Annotated in this window: 18 protein-coding genes; 11 read left to right on the forward strand and 7 right to left on the reverse strand. The window is 66.8% G+C overall.

From position 1 onward, the window contains the following. Window positions 1-21 precede the first annotated feature (21 nt). The 6 genes from ASC93_RS28260 (at window position 22) to cysM (ending at window position 5496) form a co-directional block, all read left to right on the forward strand. A complete protein-coding gene (locus tag ASC93_RS28260; RefSeq protein ID WP_056450596.1) occupies window positions 22-327 on the forward strand; it encodes a lipopolysaccharide assembly LapA domain-containing protein in 306 nt (101 codons plus the stop codon). Window positions 328-385: 58 nt separating this feature from the next. Next, window positions 386-1561 (forward strand): lipopolysaccharide assembly protein LapB, encoded by a 1176-nt coding sequence (lapB, locus tag ASC93_RS28265; RefSeq protein ID WP_056450599.1) that lies wholly within the window; start codon window positions 386-388, stop codon window positions 1559-1561. 14 nt (window positions 1562-1575) lie between these two features. After that, complete coding sequence (locus ASC93_RS28270) at window positions 1576-2946, forward strand: UDP-glucose/GDP-mannose dehydrogenase family protein (RefSeq protein ID WP_056450603.1); 1371 nt, start codon at window positions 1576-1578, stop codon at window positions 2944-2946. A gap of 7 nt (window positions 2947-2953) precedes the next feature. Then, a complete protein-coding gene (gene rfaE1 / locus ASC93_RS28275) occupies window positions 2954-3955 on the forward strand; it encodes a D-glycero-beta-D-manno-heptose-7-phosphate kinase (protein WP_056450606.1) in 1002 nt (333 codons plus the stop codon). 103 nt (window positions 3956-4058) lie between these two features. Then, window positions 4059-4448, forward strand: coding sequence for a helix-hairpin-helix domain-containing protein (locus ASC93_RS28280; RefSeq protein WP_056450609.1), 390 nt, complete (start codon window positions 4059-4061; stop codon window positions 4446-4448). A gap of 145 nt (window positions 4449-4593) precedes the next feature. Continuing rightward, window positions 4594-5496, forward strand: coding sequence for a cysteine synthase CysM (cysM, locus tag ASC93_RS28285; RefSeq protein ID WP_056450612.1), 903 nt, complete (start codon window positions 4594-4596; stop codon window positions 5494-5496). Window positions 5497-5618: 122 nt separating this feature from the next. Here the strand turns inward: cysM and ASC93_RS28290 are convergent, their stop codons facing one another. The 5 genes from ASC93_RS28290 to ASC93_RS28310 all read right to left on the reverse strand — a co-directional run bounded on the left by ASC93_RS28290 (window position 5619) and on the right by ASC93_RS28310 (window position 11490). Continuing rightward, window positions 5619-5963 (reverse strand): hypothetical protein, encoded by a 345-nt coding sequence (locus ASC93_RS28290; protein ID WP_082548403.1) that lies wholly within the window; start codon window positions 5961-5963, stop codon window positions 5619-5621. Window positions 5964-6411: 448 nt separating this feature from the next. Next, entirely contained in the window at window positions 6412-7563 is a 1152-nt protein-coding gene (gene mltB, locus ASC93_RS28295) for a lytic murein transglycosylase B (protein ID WP_056450615.1), read from the reverse strand. Next, window positions 7560-9539, reverse strand: coding sequence for a DUF3488 and transglutaminase-like domain-containing protein (locus ASC93_RS28300; protein ID WP_229412905.1), 1980 nt, complete (start codon window positions 9537-9539; stop codon window positions 7560-7562). The genes mltB and ASC93_RS28300 overlap by 4 nt, the downstream gene beginning before the upstream one ends. After that, window positions 9536-10546: a DUF58 domain-containing protein gene (locus ASC93_RS28305; protein WP_056450685.1), complete on the reverse strand. Its 1011-nt coding sequence runs from the start codon at window positions 10544-10546 to the stop codon at window positions 9536-9538. The genes ASC93_RS28300 and ASC93_RS28305 overlap by 4 nt, the downstream gene beginning before the upstream one ends. Before the next feature lie 23 nt (window positions 10547-10569). Continuing rightward, on the reverse strand, window positions 10570-11490 hold the full coding sequence (locus tag ASC93_RS28310) for a MoxR family ATPase (protein WP_056450618.1): 921 nt from the start codon (window positions 11488-11490) through the stop codon (window positions 10570-10572). 162 nt (window positions 11491-11652) lie between these two features. Here ASC93_RS28310 and ASC93_RS28315 point away from each other — a divergent pair, with 162 nt between their 5' ends. The 5 genes from ASC93_RS28315 to ylqF all read left to right on the forward strand — a co-directional run bounded on the left by ASC93_RS28315 (window position 11653) and on the right by ylqF (window position 16862). After that, a complete protein-coding gene (locus ASC93_RS28315) occupies window positions 11653-12585 on the forward strand; it encodes a histone deacetylase family protein (protein ID WP_056450621.1) in 933 nt (310 codons plus the stop codon). Window positions 12586-12630: 45 nt separating this feature from the next. Further along, complete coding sequence (locus tag ASC93_RS28320) at window positions 12631-13506, forward strand: hypothetical protein (RefSeq protein WP_229412906.1); 876 nt, start codon at window positions 12631-12633, stop codon at window positions 13504-13506. Between the two features lie 178 nt (window positions 13507-13684). Then, complete coding sequence (locus tag ASC93_RS28325) at window positions 13685-14560, forward strand: hypothetical protein (protein WP_200958421.1); 876 nt, start codon at window positions 13685-13687, stop codon at window positions 14558-14560. Beyond that, the gene (locus ASC93_RS28330) at window positions 14550-15833 is read left to right on the forward strand and encodes a choice-of-anchor X domain-containing protein (protein WP_056450633.1); all 1284 of its coding nucleotides are present in this window, start codon (window positions 14550-14552) and stop codon (window positions 15831-15833) included. The genes ASC93_RS28325 and ASC93_RS28330 overlap by 11 nt, the downstream gene beginning before the upstream one ends. Before the next feature lie 81 nt (window positions 15834-15914). Further along, window positions 15915-16862 (forward strand): ribosome biogenesis GTPase YlqF, encoded by a 948-nt coding sequence (gene ylqF / locus ASC93_RS28335; protein ID WP_082548405.1) that lies wholly within the window; start codon window positions 15915-15917, stop codon window positions 16860-16862. A gap of 183 nt (window positions 16863-17045) precedes the next feature. Here ylqF and ASC93_RS28340 read toward each other — a convergent pair whose 3' ends face one another. Together ASC93_RS28340 and ASC93_RS28345 are read right to left on the reverse strand one after the other, a co-directional pair. Beyond that, on the reverse strand, window positions 17046-17585 hold the full coding sequence (locus ASC93_RS28340; protein WP_157202164.1) for a hypothetical protein: 540 nt from the start codon (window positions 17583-17585) through the stop codon (window positions 17046-17048). A gap of 209 nt (window positions 17586-17794) precedes the next feature. Continuing rightward, window positions 17795-18607: a dioxygenase gene (locus tag ASC93_RS28345; RefSeq protein WP_056450638.1), complete on the reverse strand. Its 813-nt coding sequence runs from the start codon at window positions 18605-18607 to the stop codon at window positions 17795-17797. Between the last annotated feature and the right edge of the window lie 10 nt (window positions 18608-18617).

Here is an 18617-nt window from a genome sequence, read left to right on the forward strand (position 1 = left end):
CTTTCCACTCGGGACCTGCTGATGAAACTCGTCTCCACCATCGTCGGTTGCCTGTTGTTCGTCCTGTTTTTCAGCTTCGCCCTGAAGAACACGCACCAGGTCGACCTGCACTTCTTCCTGAACTACGAGGTGAGGGGGCCGCTGGTGCTGATGCTGCTGGCGTTTTTCATCGCCGGGGCGTTCCTCGGCATCCTGGCCGTGACGCCGACCGTGTTCCGCCACCGCCGCGAAAGCTCGCAGCACAAGCACACGATCCAGGCCCTGCAAAGCGCGGCCGGCACCGCCGCCGGCGCACCGCAGCCGGACAGCGTCACGCCGCGCGGCTGACATGGCGCGGCCGACGCGGCTCGACTGAACGTAACAGGATAATCAATAAGAACAACATATGGAATTTGAAATCTGGTGGCTGCTCGGCATCCCCGTCTTTTTTGCCCTCGGCTGGATCGCCGCCCGCGTCGACATCAAGCAGCTCGTCTCCGAATCGCGCAGTCTCCCGCGCGGCTACTTCAAGGGCCTGAATTTCCTTCTCAACGAACAGCCGGACAAGGCGATCGACGCCTTCATCGAGATCGTCAAGCTGGACCCGGAGACGGCCGACATGCACTTCGCGCTCGGTAACCTGTTCCGCCGCCGCGGCGAGACGGAACGCGCGATCCGCGTCCACCAGAACCTGTTGTCGCGTCCCGACCTGCCGCTCGAGCAGCAGGTGCATGCGCAGTACGAACTCGGGATGGACTACCTGAAGGCGGGCCTGCTGGACCGCGCCGAGGAAACGTTCAACCTGCTTGTCGACACGCAGTACGGCGTGCAGGCCCGGCGCGCGCTGCTGGAAATCTTCCAGCGCGAGAAGGAATGGCGGCGCGCGATCGCCGCCGCCGAGGGCCTGATGGAATCGGGCGCCGGCGCCCACCACAAGGAAATCGCGCAGTTCTATTGCGAGCTGGCGCAGGACGCCCTCGTGCACATGCAGTCCGACGAAGCGAAGGCGCTGCTGGACAAGGCCCTGCAGGCCGACCGCAAGAGCGTGCGCGCGACGATGCTGTGCGGCGATGCGCTCAAGGCCGAAGGCGACATCGAGGGCGCGTTGAAGACGTGGCGCCGCGTGGAGCAGCAAAGCGTGCCGCACGCGGCCCTCGTCGCCACGCGCCTGATGGATGGTTACCGCGCCGTTGGCCGCCCGCAGGAGGGCGTCAACCTGCTGCGCTCCTATCTCGAAGAAGCGTCGTCGATTGATCTGATCGAGGTGGTCTTCAAGGCCGTCATTGAACTCAACGGCGTGGACGCTGCCAAACAACTGGTGGTGGAAGAGCTGCGCCGCAATCCGACCCTGCTCGGTCTCGACAAGCTGCTGGAAGCGCGCCTGATGGATGCGCCGGCGAACGTCTGGGAAGAGCTGTCGATGGTGAAGAACCTGGTGCACGGGTACACGCAGAAGCTGGCGCGCTACCAGTGCAGCCACTGCGGTTTCAAGGCGCGCCAGTACTACTGGCAATGCCCGGGGTGCAGCAAGTGGGAGACTTATCCGCCGCGCCGCACCGAAGAACTGAATGTGATGAACTAAGCGAAAAGCGAACCATGAAGATTACGATTATCGGCACCGGCTACGTCGGCCTCGTCACCGGCGCCTGCCTGGCGGAACTCGGCAACGACGTCTTTTGCCTCGACGTCGACCAACGCAAGATCGACCTGCTGAACAACGGCGGCATTCCCATCCACGAACCGGGCCTGGAGGAAGTCGTCGCGCGCAACCGCGCCAGCGGCCGCCTGCAGTTCTCGACGGACGTCGCGGCCAGCGTCGCGCACGGCCAGCTGCAGTTCATCGCCGTCGGCACGCCGCCGGACGAAGACGGCTCCGCCGACCTGCAGTACGTGCTGGCGGCCGCCCGCAACATCGGCCGCCACATGGACGGCTACAAGGTCATCGTCGACAAGTCCACGGTGCCCGTCGGCACGGCCGACCGCGTCGCCGCGGCCCTGCGCGAAGAGCTGCGCACGCGCGGCCAGGAGAACATGGAATTCGCCGTCGTCTCGAACCCGGAATTCCTCAAGGAGGGCGCCGCCGTCGAAGACTTCATGCGTCCGGACCGCATCGTCATCGGCCACGACGACAGCCCCGCGGGCCACCGCGCGCGCGACCTCATGAAGCTCCTGTACGCGCCGTTCAACCGCAACCACGAGCGCGTCTACTGGATGGACGTGCGCTCGGCCGAGTTCACGAAATACGCCGCCAACGCGATGCTCGCCACCCGCATCTCGTTCATGAACGAACTGGCGAACCTGGCCGACCAGGTGGGCGCCGACATCGAGGCGGTCCGCCACGGCATCGGCTCCGACCCGCGCATCGGCCACAGCTTCCTGTACGCCGGCGCCGGCTACGGCGGCTCGTGCTTCCCGAAAGACGTGCAGGCGCTGGAGCGCACGGCGCGCCAGTACGACCAGGAACTCCTGATCCTGCGTGCCGTCGAAGCCGTCAACGACCGCCAGAAGCAGGTGCTGGGCCGCAAGGTCGTGCAGCGCTTCGGCGCGGACCTGACGGGCATGCGCTTCGCCGTGTGGGGCCTCGCATTCAAGCCGAACACGGACGACATGCGCGAGGCGCCGTCGCGCGTGCTGCTGGCCGAGCTGATCGAGCGCGGCGCCACCGTCGCCGTGTACGACCCGGTCGCGATGGACGAAGCGCGCCGCGTGCTGGCCATGGATCTCGGCGACGAGAAACTCGCCCGCATCGACTTCACCCAGGCCCCGATGGACGCGCTGACCGGGGCCGAGGCACTGGTCATCGTCACCGAGTGGAAGGCGTTCCGCAGCCCGGACTTCGAGCAGATCAAGGCGCGCCTGAAGCACCCCGTGATCATCGACGGCCGCAACCTGTTCGAGCCGCCGCTGATGACGGGCCTCGGCATCGAATACCACGGCATCGGCCGCTCGGTCCTGACGGGCAAGTGAGGCGCGCATGACCAGCACCATCGCCAGCCGCCTGCTGCCCACGGACAGCTACCGCCAGGCCGAAGCGCCGCAGCTGGAGCGCGTGCGCCTGCTCGTCGTGGGCGACGTCATGCTCGACCGCTACTGGTTCGGCGACGTCTCGCGCATCTCGCCGGAAGCGCCGGTGCCGGTCGTGCGCATCGAGCGCCGCGAGGAGCGCCTGGGCGGCGCCGCCAACGTGGCGCGCAACGCGGCGGCCCTCGGCACGCATTGCGGCCTGCTGGGCGTCGTCGGCGCCGACGAGGCGGGCGACCACGTCGAACGCATCCTGCGCGAATCGAGCATCCACAGCTACCTGAAGCGCGACGAGGCGATCTCCACCATCATCAAGCTGCGCGTCATCGGGCGCCAGCAGCAGATGGTCCGCATCGACTTCGAGGACGCGCCCACGGAAACGACCCTGCGCGACAAGCTCACGCAGTTCAAGGCGCTGCTGCCGGACTATGACGTGATCGTCCTGTCCGACTACAACAAGGGGAGCCTCGTCAACGTGGCCGAGATGATCCGCGCCGCGCGCGCGGCCGGCAAGACCGTCATGGTCGATCCCAAGGGTGACGATTTCACGCCCTACGCGGGCGCCACGATGCTCACGCCGAACAAGTCGGAACTCAAGCGCATCGTCGGCAGCTGGAAGACCGAGGAGCAGCTGACGGAAAAGGCGCAGATGCTGCGCACGGACCTCGGCCTGGAAGCGCTGCTGCTGACCCGGTCGGAAGAGGGCATGAGCCTGTACACGGCCGGCGAGGTCCTGCACGTGCACGCGGACGCGCGCGAAGTGTTCGACGTCTCCGGCGCCGGCGACACCGTCATCGCGACGATGGCCGCCATGCTGGGCGCGGGCGTGCCGCTGCCGGAAGCGCTGGCGACGGCGAACCGGGCGGGGGGCATCGTGGTCGGCAAGCTGGGCACGGCGACCGTCACCCGCGACGAGTTGTTCGCGCAGCGCCGCAAGGACGACGGGCACGTCTGATTGTGCGCCCGCAAGCCGCGCCGTCAACCCATTGTCCTGTCCATCCGTTATGGCAACAGGCGGCCATTCCCGGCAGCCATCCGACGATAATGGAGAAAACGAGATGATCAAGAAGCTGATGCTTGCAGTCGCCACGCTGGTGGCGTCGATGGGCTTTGCGTTCGCCCAGGTGGACGTCAACAAGGCCGATGCCGCCGCGCTGGATTCGGTCAAGGGCGTCGGTCCGGCCATGTCGAAGGCAATCATCGACGCACGCACCAAGGGCGGCGACTTCAAGGACTGGAGCGATTTCCAGAAGCGCGTGAAGGGCGTCGCCGACAAGCGCGCGGCCCAGCTGTCGAAGGCCGGCCTGCAAGTCAACGGCCAGTCGAAGGAAGGCGCACCGATGGCGGCCGCGTCCGCCGAGAAGGCCGCGCCGGCCGAGAAGACCGCCAAACCGGCCAAGAGCAGCGCCAAGCCGGCCGACATGAAGGCCGGCAAATCGGCCACCTGACGGTCCGCACCCCGCATGAGAACCCCGCCGCGCGCGGGGTTTTTGTTTTGTACAAAAGTATTTTGCGGCCGGACCCGGCCCCGGCCCGTACGCGCCACTCGAACTCGGATTAGAATGACGCTTTCGCGTTCGCAAAGAGTAGGCAATGGCATACAAGACCATCGAAGACACGATCGGCAATACCCCGCTGGTGCAGCTGGTGCGCATCCCCGGGCCGGAAGCGGCGGCCCGCAACAACGTTATCCTCGGCAAGCTCGAAGGCAACAACCCGGCCGGTTCCGTCAAGGACCGCGCCGCGATGTCGATGCTGCGCGGGGCCGAGGCGCGCGGCCAGATCAAGCCCGGCGACACCTTGATCGAAGCGACGAGCGGCAACACGGGCATCGCGCTGTCGATGGCGGCGGCGATCCGCGGCTACAAGATGGTGCTGGTCATGCCGGACAACCTGTCGGTGGAGCGCCGCCAGAGCATGGCCGCGTATGGCGCCCGGATCATCCTGACGCCCAAGACGGGCGGCATGGAATACGCGCGCGACCTGGCCGAGCAGATGCAGAAGGACGGGCAGGGCATCATCCTCGACCAGTTCGGCAACCAGGACAATCCGCGCGCCCACTACGAGACGACGGGGCCGGAAATCTGGCGCGATACGGACGGCCGCATCACCCACTTCGTCAGTGCGATGGGCACCACCGGCACGATCATGGGCGTGTCGCGCTACCTGAAGGAACAGAACGAGGCGGTCCGCATCGTCGGCGCCCAGCCAGAAGAAGGATCGTCGATCCCGGGCATCCGCAAATGGCCGGAAGCGTACATGCCGAAGATCTTCGACAAGTCGCGCATCGACCAGGTCGAGAGCGTGACGCAGGCCGCGGCGGAACAGATGGCGCGCCGGCTGGCGGCCGAAGAGGGTATTTTCTGCGGTATTTCCGCGGCCGGCGCCTGCGAAATCGCCTTGCGGATCGCGCAGACGGTCGAGAATGCGACGATCGTATTCATCGTCTGCGACCGCGGTGATCGTTATTTGTCGACGGGTGTGTTTCCCGCCTGATCGTCATTGTGCCCGGCGCGGGTTCTCGGCGCTGGGTCTCCCCATCCCACTACGATGTGGGGCAGTCATTCCTGCTCCGGTGCGGCGGCATCAAGGGCCGCCGTCCGGTCTGGCGTCCTTCATTATTGATCGAGGCCGCTGCCGCTGGCGTCCTTGTCTTTCGGCTTGAACTGCTTGTCGCTGATGCGGAACTTGGCGCGGCGGTCGCCCATCAGGTAACGCAGGTCGCGGATCGACAGGTCGGAAACTTCGTGCATGCGGATCAGCAGCGAAGCGCCGACTGGCAGGCGGTGGTGGCGGATCTTCGAGATCACCGGCGGCGCGACTTCCAGCGCGCGCGACAGGGCGGCGTCGTTCTTCAGGCGCAGGTTCTCGATCAGGGTGTCGAGCAGGCGATTCGGGTTGTATTGCAGCAGTTCGTCGTTTTCCGAATCGCTGTTCATATCGATACCGACTTGGTTCGTCATGATGTCACTATTCCTATGAGGGGTTTGTCAGAGCTCACGGTAAACTTCCAGGTCCTTGAGGATGTGAAAGTTTCTACTAAATTATACAACTAATTTCAAATTTAGTACTCAAGAGCAATAAAAATCAGTGGCTTTTGTTGAGTTCGTTGTCACATCGCAACAATAGCCGCAATGCAATTCTCTCACAAACTCACCATGGGAGATAATTGTTTTTTATTTAAAATTAAGTGTAAAGCAATTATCGATGCGCCGCCGCACGTTTCGGAATTGAATGGTGGAATGACAACTTGAGAGGGGGTATCGGGAAAGACCCACAGTTTCCTAGGAGAACTGTCTAGCGGAAATGTGGGTACTCCCCGGGGGTATAACGTTGTCACGACTGCATTAACTCAGCAGTATTTATGACAAGTCTGTTACAAATTGATACAAAGTTGTTGGTTCGGAGCAGCTAAATGCCGCGTGCGAGCCGCACCGCACGGCCCAACTCCACCACCGACATGGCATAAAAATAACTACGGTTATATTTCGTAATAGCAAAAAAATTAGCGTTTGCGACCCAATACTCCGTCGGGTCCGCGCCGTTCTGCAGGTCGACGAGGCCATACAACCGGCCGCCCGGCAGGGCCGTGTGGGTCGCGACGCCGGCGCCGTCGAGCTCCGCCGGCTGGTAGCGGGCGTCCAGGCCGCCCAGCAGCGGCTGCCAGGCGAGGCTGGGCGCCACGTCGGCCGGGAAGACGGCCGGCCCCGTGTTGTCGCGATCCCAGCCGTGCTGGACGAGGAAGTTGGCCACGCTGCCGATCGCATCCGCCGCGGAGCCGCGCAGGTCGACGATGCCGTCGCCGTCGAAGTCCACGCCATACTTGAGGATATTGCCCGGCATGAATTGCGGCATGCCGACGGCGCCCGCAAACGAGCCCAGCAGCGAGAACGGGTCGATGTTTTCCTTGCGTGCCAGCAGCAGCGTCTTCTCCAGCTCGCTGCGGAAGAACGCCATGCGGTCGAGCCGGTTCGGCGCTTCGGGGTAGGCGAAGGCGAGGGTGGTCAGCACGTCCACGACGCGGAACCGCCCGGTGTCGCGGCCATAAATCGTTTCCACGCCGAGGATGCCGACGAGGATCTCGGCCGGCACGCCGTACGTCGCCGCCGCGCGCGCGAGGGTGTCTTCGTTCTCGGCCCAGAAGCGCACGCCGGCATTGATGCGGATCGGCTCGATGAAGCGGTCGCTGTACGCGCGCCAGTTCTTGGGCTTGCCCGGCGGCGCCGGTTTCACGAGCTGGACGGCGGAATCGATGAAGCGCGCCTGCTTGACCACGTCGTCGATCTGGGCGCGCTCGAAGCCGTTGCGGGCCACCATATCGTCCTCGAAGTCCTGCACGGCCTGCCATTCGCCGAAGTTGACGGGTTCGCCGTCGTAGTCGATGGCGGGGCGGGCGGGCGCGGCGGCTTTCGCCGTCTTCGCATGCTTGCCGGACTTTTTCGCGGCCTTGGCGGACTTGCCCTTGGCGGGATGGGAATGATGGAGCGAGGATGCGGCGACCGCATCCGCCGTCGCACCGGCGCCGACGGCCAGGGCAAGCAGCAGTGGAACGAAGGATTTCATCGAACTCGGGACAGCAAATCTCTCAGGATGGGGACGAGGCCGGTGCCGGTGGCCTGCGATCCGTAGCGGTAAGCGCTGTAGCGGCGCAGGAATTCCGTCGCCGCCGCGCCGGGCTCAGGGGGCAAATCCGCATCGGCAACGCGCCGGGCGTATGCGGTCGGCCCTTCGTCCGGCGCACGCGGCAGGCCGAGCTGGCCGAGGCGCTGGCACAGGACCGAGTATAGCGCATCGACGGGGTCGGCTTTCCGTCGCTGCGAGAATTTTCTTACCAGGAACAACATGGCGCAGAGCATGCCGATCAGCGCCAGGCTTTGCCAATGGGACAATCCTTCTTGCAAGCGTTGCACGACGTGCTGCTGGCGCTGCGGCGTATAGTTCAGCACCCACTGGTTCCAGCCGTTGTTGACGGCGCCGATCGCGTAGCGCAGGCGGCCGAGCAGCGAATCCGGATCGGGCTGCAGCAGCCGGCCCAGGCCTTCGAGGCCGAACGGCGCCGGGGCCGGCAGCGCGCTTGCCAAGCTGTGCTGCACGCGCTCGGGCGCCACGGCGGCCGTCGGGTCGACGCGCACCCAGCCCCGCCGCGGCAGCCAGACCTCGGCCCAGGCATGCGCGTCGGACTGGCGCACGGTGAGGTAGCCGTCGATGGGATTCATCTCGCCGCCCTGGTAGCCCGTGACGACGCGCGCCGGCACGCCGGCCGCGCGCATCAGGAACACGAAGGCGCCCGCGTAATGTTCGCAAAAGCCGGCGCGCGTGCCGTACAGGAAGTCGTCGACGGCGTCCCGTCCGGGCAGCAGCGGCGGCTGCAAGGTGTAGACGAAGCCGCCTTGCGCGAATTCGCGCAGCACGGCCGCCACGCGCCGCGCCGGATCGGGCTCGCTTGCGAGCGCCTGCCCCTCGGCGCGCGCCCGCGGATTGGTCCCGTAAGGCAGCGTCAGCCACTGCCCGTCGAGGGGCGACGCCTCCGGCTGCAGCCGGTATTGCACGAACGAGACGAGGTCGTAGCGCACGCGTTCGGCGATCGGGTCGAGCGACTGGAATTCCAGTGCGCCGGACAGCGCCACGCCGTGGCCCGGCACGTCGGGCAGCGCGCGCGGCATCTCGAGCGCGAACAGCCAGCGCGTGTTCGACGGTTCCAGCGTGACCTCATAACCCACCGGCTTGCCGCCGACGGACAGCGACAGCGGCTGCGGGCGCACGAACCGCGACGGCCGCACGCGGGTCCAGGTGCGGCCGTCGTAGTTGCCCAGCACGGGACCGCGCCAGTACAGCTGCGGTTGCGGCGGCACGGGGCCGTCGAACTTCACGCGGAACGCGACGTCCTCCGACTGGGCCAGGTTCGACATCTGGCCCGGCGCCATCGTGTCCGACAGGCCGGTGCGGGCCGCGTGCGAGTCGTCCGGCATGCCCCACAGCGGGCCTTCGATGCGCGGAAACAGGAAGAACGCGGCGCCCGCCAGCGGCAGCGCCAGGCCGAGTACTTTCGCGCCCATCCACAGGCGCGTGCGCAGCGGCGGGACGGCGCCCGTCAGCTGGAACGACAGCTGGGTCGCGAGCAGCGCGACGATCGACGCCAGCATCAGCAGCGCGGTCGGGATCGTCTGCGAATAAAAGAAATTGGTGAGGACGAGGAAGTAGCACAGGAACACGACGACGAACAGGTCGCGCCGCGCATGCATCTCGAGCATCTTGAAGGCGACGAGGAGCACCAGCATGGCGACCCCCGCATCGCGCCCCAGCAAGGTGTGATAACTGTGCAGCACGCCGAACATCGCGGCCGCCGCGATCGGCACGAGGACGACGTTCGACGGCATGCGCCGGCCCAGCAGCGTGACGCCGGCGCGCCAGGCCAGGGTGGCGCCGCACAGCAGGCTCACCCAGACCGGCAGGTGGGCTGCGTGCGGCATCAGCACGAGCAGGCTGCTGGCGATCAGCAGCAGGGTGTCCTGCTTGTCGCGCGACAGGGGCACCCTCACGCCGGCTCTCCCGGCAAGCCGTACAGCGCCAGCGCGCGCAGGCAGGCCGCCTGGTGCGCCGTGCCGAGGGCCGCGTCGTAGCGGATGCGGCCGAGGTGGAACGCGTAGGGCAGGGCGCGCTGCTCCGCTTCCAGCACCCAGCGGGCCATGCGCGCGAGGCGCAGTTCCTCGTCGAGCCGGGCCGGCAGCGCGTCGAAGTCGAGCACGAGCTCGTCGACCGTGCCGCCCTCGAAGTGCTTGGTGACGAGCTGGCCGCCCAGTTCCGGGTCGAGCCGGGCGATCTGGCGCCAGGCGAGATGGCGCAGCGGATCGCCCGGCTGGTAGCTGCGCACGCCGCCGAAATCGTCGTTGCCCGCGCTGCCGATGCCGTCCGGACTGGGACGGCCCTGCATCGGCAGCGGCGGCGCGTCCTGCTCGGGGAAGGGATAGACGAGCGCGCGGCTGTCCGGCTGCCACCAGCTCCAGGCGCGGAACAGGCCGAGCGGGAAGCGCGTGGACAGGCGCACGCGCGGCGGGCGCATCCACCCGCGGGCGTGCGTCGGCGTGCGCAGCACCAGCGTGGCGCTGCCGCCGGCCGTGCCGTCTCCCGTCCCCACGTCGATGGCCTGGCGCGGTTCGGGCACGTCCTCGAAATCGATCCAGACGGCGTAGCGGGCCAGCCGCGTGGGATTCTTGACGCGCAGTTCGAACGGCGCATCCTCGCCGGCGAACACGTCGGGCGCGCGGCCGGGGCTGAGCACGAGGCCGGCCAGGTTGCGCGTCGTCTGCACCATGTCGACGAGGGCGCAGGCGGCGGCGACGAACGTCAGGCCGAAGCCGAGGCCGAGGTTGTAGTTGATGGAGCCGATCAGCAGCACGAGCAGCAGCGCGCAGAAGCCGAGGCCGGCGCGCGTGGGCAGGATGTAGACGCGCCGCTGGCTCAGCAGCACGCTGCCCGCATCGCGCGCGGTTGCCCGCGAACGCCACAGGGCGCGCTTGCGCTCGAGCCATCCGCCGGGTCGCGCCATCGCAGGATCGGCAATCCCGGCCATCAGACCGGGACCGACTTCTGCAGCTGCAGCACGAGGTCGCGGCTGGCCATCGCGACGCCCTGCGCCGAACGCAACGGCCGCAGGCGGTGCGCGCAGACGGGCACGAGCAGGGCCTGCACGTCTTCCGGAATCACGTGGTCGCGGCCTTCCAGCGCGGCCCACGCGCGCGCCGCCTGCAGCAGGGCCAGCGTGGCGCGCGGGGACAGGCCCTCCGCGAACAGCTTGCCCGAGCGCGATGCCTGCGCGAGGGCCTGCAGGTAGTCGATGAGGGCGCCCGACGCGTGGATCGCGCGCAGCGAGCGCTGGGCATCCATCAGTTCCTCCGGCCGCATCACGGGTTCGATCGTCTTGAGCATCGCGCGCCGGTCTTCGCCCATCAGCAGGGCGCGCTCGGCGGCGGCGTCCGGATAACCGAGCGACAGGCACATCAAAAAGCGGTCGAGCTGGGATTCCGGCAGGGGGAAGGTGCCGACCTGGTGCGCCGGGTTCTGCGTCGCGATGACGAAGAACGGTTCCGGCAGCGCGCGGGTGACGCCGTCGGCCGTGACCTGCCGCTCTTCCATCGCTTCCAGCAGGCCCGATTGGGTCTTCGGCGTGGCGCGGTTGATCTCGTCCGCGAGCAGCACCTGGGTGAAGATCGGGCCCGGGTGGAACACGAAGCCGTTCTTTTCGCGCTCGTAGACGGAGATGCCCGCCACGTCGGCCGGCAGCAGGTCGCTCGTGAACTGGACCCGGTTGAACCTGAGGCCCAGCGACAGCGCGAGCGCGTGGGCGAGGGTGGTCTTGCCGACGCCGGGCACGTCGTCGATGAGCAGGTGGCCGCCGGCCAGCAGGCAGGTCAGCGCGAGGCGGACTTGCTGGTCCTTGCCGACCACGATCTGGCTGACCTGGCGCGCGCTCGCGTGCAATTTGTTGAACATGGATGGTTTCCGGTCGTCGTTCAGGGGCGGCGGTGCGCGCGGGCGTGGTAGATTAGCGTTGTTAGCAACAAGATATGCCTGCGTCATTTGCCTGTCCCGTCGATTCTATGCGAGAACGGGAGGGCTTGCGGTACGGATGAGCAGCACGCGCACACACGAACCATGAGTACAGCCATCTACAGCCACCCGGACTGTTCCCTGCACGAGATGGGCAGCTGGCATCCCGAAACGCCCGAGCGCCTGCGCGCCATCGAGGACCAGCTGATCCTCGCGCGCCTGGACGGCCTCGTCGAGCACGTGAGCGCGCCGCTGGCCGACGAGGCCGACATCCTGCGCAACCACACGCAGGGCGCCCTCGACCTCGTGCGCGGCAACCTTCCCGCGGTGCCCGGCGAGCACTATCCGCTCGACGGCGACACCCTGTTGTGCAAGGACAGCTACCGCGCCGCCCTGCGCGCCGCCGGGGCCGCGGTGGCCGCCACGGATGCCGTCATCGCCGGCACCGTCGACAACGCCTTCTGCGCCATCCGCCCGCCCGGCCACCATGCGCGCCCGGGCGAGCCGATGGGCTTCTGCCTGTTCAACAACGTCGCCATCGCCGTGCGCCGCGCGCTCGACGTGCACGGCCTGGAGCGCGTCGCCATCATCGATTTCGACGTCCACCACGGCAACGGCACGGCGGAATCGTTCCGCGCCGATCCGCGGGTGCTGATGGCCAGCTTCTTCCAGCATCCGTTCTATCCGTACACCGACCCCGAACCTATCACCGCTACGAGTATCAATGTGCCGGTCGCGGCGTACACTGGTGGCGACGCCGTGCGCAAGCTCGTCGCCGAACAGTGGCTGCCCGCGCTGCATGCGTTCCGCCCGCAGATGCTCTTCATCTCGGCCGGCTTCGACGCCCACAAGGAAGACGATATGGGCGGCATGGCGCTGGTCGAGGCGGACTACGCGTGGATCACGCACCAGGTCGCCGACATCGCGCGCCGGTACGCGGGCGGCCGCATCGTCAGCTGCCTCGAAGGCGGCTATGCATTGTCGGCGCTGGGACGCAGTGTCGTGGCCCACATCAAGGCCCTCGCGGAACTCGACTGATTCCGCGAACTCTAACCCTCACAAATATGGATGAGTGGAGGGATGATGAGAACGCTCCGTTGTTTGATGGCACTGTGCCTGCTGGCATTCGCCGGCCTCGCGTCGGCAACCAACTACACCTTGTGGATCAACGGCCGCACGGGCGGCGGCGCGATCGGCAACTACACCGACTTTGCCTACTGGGGCCCGGCCAGCATGGACGCCGGCGTCAACAAGAAAGCCGTCAACTGGGACGGCCGCAGCAGCATCGCATCCCAGAGCGGCCGCATCCGCGACGCGCTCGACTGCTTCTGCACGGGCACCAACTGGTGCTACATCGCCACGCACAGCGCCGGCGACCTGCTCATCGGCTACACGCTCGCGAACTACGGCGGCTCCGCGCGCGTGAAGAAGGACGCCCGGCCGAACGCATCGGGCGTGTGCGGCAATGCGGGCGGGTCGTCGCAGACCGGCTGGAACATCAAGTGGATCGCGTCCGCGGCAGGGTCGGGCGGCGGTTCGGAACTGGCGGACATCGGTTCGTGGGTCATGTCGGAACCCCTCGTGCAGGATCTGCGGGTCCGTACGGCGCGCGCCATGTACAACCACAACGCCACCCGCGGCATCTGGTTCTGGATGTATGCGGGCGCCGACGGCGGCGTGACGTCGGTCTTCCTGCCGGGCCAGGACGACGGCGTGCAGGCCTATCACAGCGCGGGCGCCGTCTCGGGCGCGTCGGGCGGCGCGTATTGCAACCCGCACGACTGGTTCTGCCACGAGCTGACCCTGGGATCGGGACCGAACGGGGATGGCCGCGCCAAGTGGGCCAACCACTGGGTCGCCTTCCGCGACGACGGCGAGAACTACAACCACTACACGGCCGGGCACTGGGGCGGCATCGTCGCCGTCATGCGCGCCGCCGTGGCGGCCAACGCCAGGTAGCCGCGCTGCCGCCCATATGTGGAATCACAGGCCACCAATCTGGCTCGCACGGCAATTGACACACCCATGAACCCTCTCTACAGTCGACTCGGCCGTAAGCCACGGCGACCTCATCAGTTCGGCACCGAACCGGCGTACGGCGACACCATCCAACGACGACGAGAATGGAGGAGAGGAGATGACACTGATGCGCTGGCTGACGGCGCTGTGCCTGCTCGGAATCACGAGTCTGGCATCGGCGACGAACTACACGCTGTGGATCAACGGCCGCACGGGCGGCGGCACGATCGGCGACTACAACAGCTTCACGTACTGGGGCCCGTCTTCCACGGCGGCGGGCGTCAACAAGAAGGCCGTCAACTGGGACGGTTACAACAGCATCGCATCGCAGGGCTACCACATCCGCGATGCCCTCGACTGCTTCTGCACCGGCAGCAACTGGTGCTATATCGCGACCCACAGCGCGGGCGACCTGATGATGGGCTACACGCTCGCGAACTACGGCGGCTCGGCACGCATGAAGAAGAACGCGGCGCCGAACTCGTCGGGAGTGTGCGGCAACAGCGACGGCACGTCGCAGACCGGCTGGAACATCAAGTGGGTCCGCGCCGCGTCCGGCGCGGGCGGCGGCTCCGAACTGGCCGACTACGGATCGTGGGCCGTGTCCGACCCGCTGACGCAAGACCTCAAGACGACGACGGCGCGCGCCATGTACAACCATAACGACACCCGCGGCATCTGGTTCTACATGTACGCCGGCGCCAAGGGCACGGCCTACTCCGGCATCCTGCCCGGCCAGGACGACGAGGCCGTCGCGTACCACAGCTCGGGCGGCGTGTCCGGCAGTTCCGGCGGATCGTACTGCAATCCCAGCGACTGGTTCTGCAACGACCTGACGCTCGGAACAAGCGCGAACGAGGGCGGCAGCGCGAAGTGGAGTTACCACTCCGTGTCGTTCCGCGACGACAGCGAGGCCTATAACCATTACACGAACGGTAATTGGCAAGGCATCGTGTCCGTCGTGCGCAGTGCAATGGTGAACAGTGCCCTCTAGCCGTCACCGTAACGACAAGCCGCCGCGCCGCCCGTCCGCTCCGCCGCGGCCGGGTCTGCGGCGGCTGGCGCTGGGGGCGGCGGCCGTCGCCGTCGTGGCCGTCCTCGTGTGGAGCGCGATGGACCACGACGGCGCCGCGCCCGTGGCCGCGGCCAGCCAGCCCCCCGCGCCGCATGGGCCGCAATTCTTCGGCCGGGTCCAGGCCGAGGGGCTGCCGCTGCCGGACGACCGCGCGAGCCGGCGCCGCCAACTGGTCGACAACGTCCAGCTGGCCGATCACACGTATTGCAGCTATCGCACCTCCACCCAGTATCCGGTCGGCTCGCGTCCGATGAAGGACAATCCCGACCAGAATCGCCCCAACGACCTCGTGGCCTCGATGAACCCGATGCGCCTGGACGGCGGCGGAAGCGAAGGCCGCGTGCAGTTGCAGACCTCGCAGTCGCGGGTCTATATGGCATCCGGCGAATCGGTGGCGTTTTCGCTGCGCGCGGTCGACGCCGACGGCAAGACGCTGCCGCTCGTGATCACGCGCGCCCTCGCGCAGGGCATCACGTATGCGGGCACGCGCCAGACGCCGCAGGTGAGCATTCCCTTCGTCGACGACGGCACGGGCGCCGACCCGGTGCCGAACGACGGCGCCTTCGCCGGCGTGCTGGCGCCCGCGCAGACGGGGCTCGCGTCGTTCAACGGCACCATCCGCACCGAAGTGCGCTACAACGTGGGCGGCAAGAGCGGCGTCGTGCAATTCGACGTCATCTACACGCCCGAACTGCCGGCCGTGTGGGCTGGAGCGCCGCGCGAAGCCGTCGAGGAGGGCTCGCTCGTGTTCCACCTGCCCCTCGAGGTGCGCATGCCGGGCCGCTACATCATCAACGGCCGCGTCGACGACGCCCGCGGCCAGCCCGTCGCGCTCTTGACCTTCAACGACGTGCTCGGCCCCGGTCCGAACGACGTCAGGCTGACGATGTTCGGCAAGCTGCTGCGCGACCACTCGCCGCCGCTGCCCCTCACGCTGCGCGACGTCGACGGCTACCTGCTCAAGGAAAATACCGACCCCGACCGCGCGCTGGTGCCTCGCCTGCAAGGCAAGGTCTTGACGGGTACGTCGCACTCGCCGAAAAGCTTTTCGGATGCCGAATGGCAGAGCGAGGAACGGTCGCGCTACCTGACCGAATTCGGCAAGGATCTCAAGGAAGCGCGCGCCCGCCTGGCCACGTTCGACCCGACCGTGCCGTTGCCGCCGAGCGAGTGCATACCGGCAACACGATAGCGGGCCTGCGTGCGCCGCACCCGTCAGTACGCGTGGACTAGCGTAAAATAGAGGGTTGCACGCAGATATTGAGAGTTCTACATGTCGATTCAATGGTTCCCGGGCCACATGGCCGCCGCCCGCAAGCAGGCCGCGGAACAGATGGAAAACACCGATGTGGTCATCGAGGTCCTGGACGCCCGCCTGCCGGAGGCGAGCAGCAACCCGATGGTCGAGGAGTTGCGCAAGTTCCGCCAGCGCCCCTGCCTCAAGGTACTGAACAAGACCGACCTGGCGGATCCGGCCGCCACGGCCGCCTGGGCCGCCTGGTACGACGCCCAGGACGGCGTCACCGCTTACCCGATGACCACCAAGAAGCCGTCCGACGTGGCGCGCATTCCGGACCTGTGCAAGATGCTGGCGCCGCATCGGGGCGTGCCGACGAAGCCGCTGCGTATCATGATCATGGGCATCCCGAACGTGGGCAAGTCCACGCTGATGAATGCGCTGCTCAAGAAGCGCGTCGCCAAGGTCGGCGACGAGCCGGCCGTCACGAAGTCCCAGCAAAAACTTTACCTGGACAAGTTCACGGTGCTCGTCGATACCCCCGGCATGCTGTGGCCCAAGATCGAGATGGAGAGCGACGGCCTGATGCTGGCGGCCAGCCACGCGATCGGCACCAATGCCGTCATCGAGGAAGAGGTCGCGGAATTCCTGGGCAGCCTGCTGCTGCAGCGCTACCCGCAGCTCTTGAGCGCGCGCTACGGCGTCAAGACGGAGGGCATGGACGGCTTCGGCGTCATCGAAGCCGTCGCCCAGCGCCGCGCGTTCCGCGTGCGCGGCGGCGACTACGACTACGAAAAGGCGGCCCACGTGCTGCTGCAGGATTACCGCCAGGGCGCGCTGGGCCGCATCAGCCTGGAAACCCCGCAAACGCGGGCCGAGGCCCTCGAACGCCACCGAATCGAGATGGAAGAAAAGGCGCGCATCGCGGCCGAGAAGGCGGCGCGCAAGGCGGAAGAGGCGGCGCGGGGGAAGCGCGGTACGTGATTGCGTGCCGGTTCGATGCCGGCTCCGGGCGCCGTTCCCTTGTGCGGTTCAGCTTTACATCCGATGCTTACGATTCTTTCCACGCCCGACGCGTGATACACGGCGTTCCGGAAAAAGGTGGCAACGGTCGTCGTTCAGGTGCATCACGGGGCAGCTTGCCGGCCGCCCCGTGCGCGATGCTGTCTACTTTGACGGTCCGAAGTACGGCTTGAACGCCTCCTGCAGTTCCGGCGGGAGCCGGTTGAAGTCGATACGCTGGTTCTTGATTTCAGCGCGCAGCCGATCTGGCCCGCCGAATGCTTTCACGGTCCTGGCTGCAAAATCGACCGCCAGCGCTTTAAGCATGGGAATCGGCACGTTGCCGTCGTTGTCGGCATCCGGGTCGTGTACATCGAAGGTCTCGCCCGCATCGTCGCCACCGCACGTGGTGCCCGTCACGGTATATACCGCTCCGTTATCCCAGTATTCATACAGTTTTTGGTCAGGATCCCTGTTCAGCCGTTTGGAATAACCTGTCAGCAGGTAATACGTACTCGCGGCGTCCCTTGCACGCCCAAGTATCCACACGCGGCTTGTGGCAAACGCATCTTCGAGCTGGCCGCACTTTACGCGCAGGTCCTCGGGGAAAGGTTCCAGGTTGGTCCGATCGAGCGGCAAGCGCAGACCCAGTACGGGAACAGTCAGAAAGCGCGGCGGCTTGTCGCTGACCGCTGCGGCGGCCATTGTGCTGATTGTACACAAGGCGGCCGTGACGATTCTGCTAATAGCGGTAGACGGCATAGGATGGCCTCGGTTTTTGATCCGAGCTGGATGCTGAATTCAAGAGAGCATTGTTATGTCGAGCTGATCTGCAGAGTTTAGCCATGGTCAAACTGTGGCGACTCGAGCGGCAAGCGATGCGCAAGCGTGGATGGTTCGATGTGTTGGGTTCTTCACGAGGCCGCGTCGCCAAACCTGAAACTCGACACCGTCAACGCCCCGAAAAAACTCTCCTCGTGATACACGCACGCGGCCGCTTCATTCTCGGCCGCGCCGAGCGCCACCCACAGCGGCACCAGGTGATCCTCGCGCGGATGCGCCATGCGCGCGTACGGCGCCTCGCTCCAGTGCAGCAGCGCCTGCTCGCGCTCGGCCGGCGCCAGCTCCAGCAGCACGTGCTGCAGCCACATATCGAACGCATTCGACGCCAGCGCGCCGCCCGCGCCGAACTGGCGCAGATTGTGGAACGACAGTCCGCTGCCCAGGATCAGCACGCCCTCGTCGCGCAGCGGCGCCAGCGCCCGGCCGGCGGCCAGGTGGACGGCCGGGTCGTAATCGTGGCGGATCGACAGCTGCACGACCGGCACGTCGGCGTCGGGATAGATCGGCGCCAGCATCGAGAACGTGCCGTGGTCGAAGCCGCGCTCCGCGTCCAGGCGGGCGGGCTGGCCGGCGTCGTTCAGCAGTTGCGCGACGCGTTGCGCCAGCTGCGGCGCGCCGGGTGCCGGATAACGGATCTGGTACGTGTGCGGCGGGAAGCCGCCGTAATCGTAGATCATGCCCGGCGCGGTGCCGGACGACACGGTGAAGTCGTCCGTCTCCCAGTGGCTCGTCACGACCAGCACGGCGGTCGGACGCACGCCGATCTGGCGCCTGATGTCGACCAGCGACGCTTCCAGCTCGGCGTAGGCAGTGCCGTACTGGTCCTTCATCCACGGCCACGGGCCGCCTCCGTGCGAGACGAAATAGGTGGGCAGGCGGGTCATGGGGGCTCCT

This window comes from Massilia sp. Root335 (genome assembly GCF_001425685.1).
GTDB classification, from domain to species: Bacteria; Pseudomonadota; Gammaproteobacteria; order Burkholderiales; family Burkholderiaceae_D; genus Telluria; species Telluria luteola.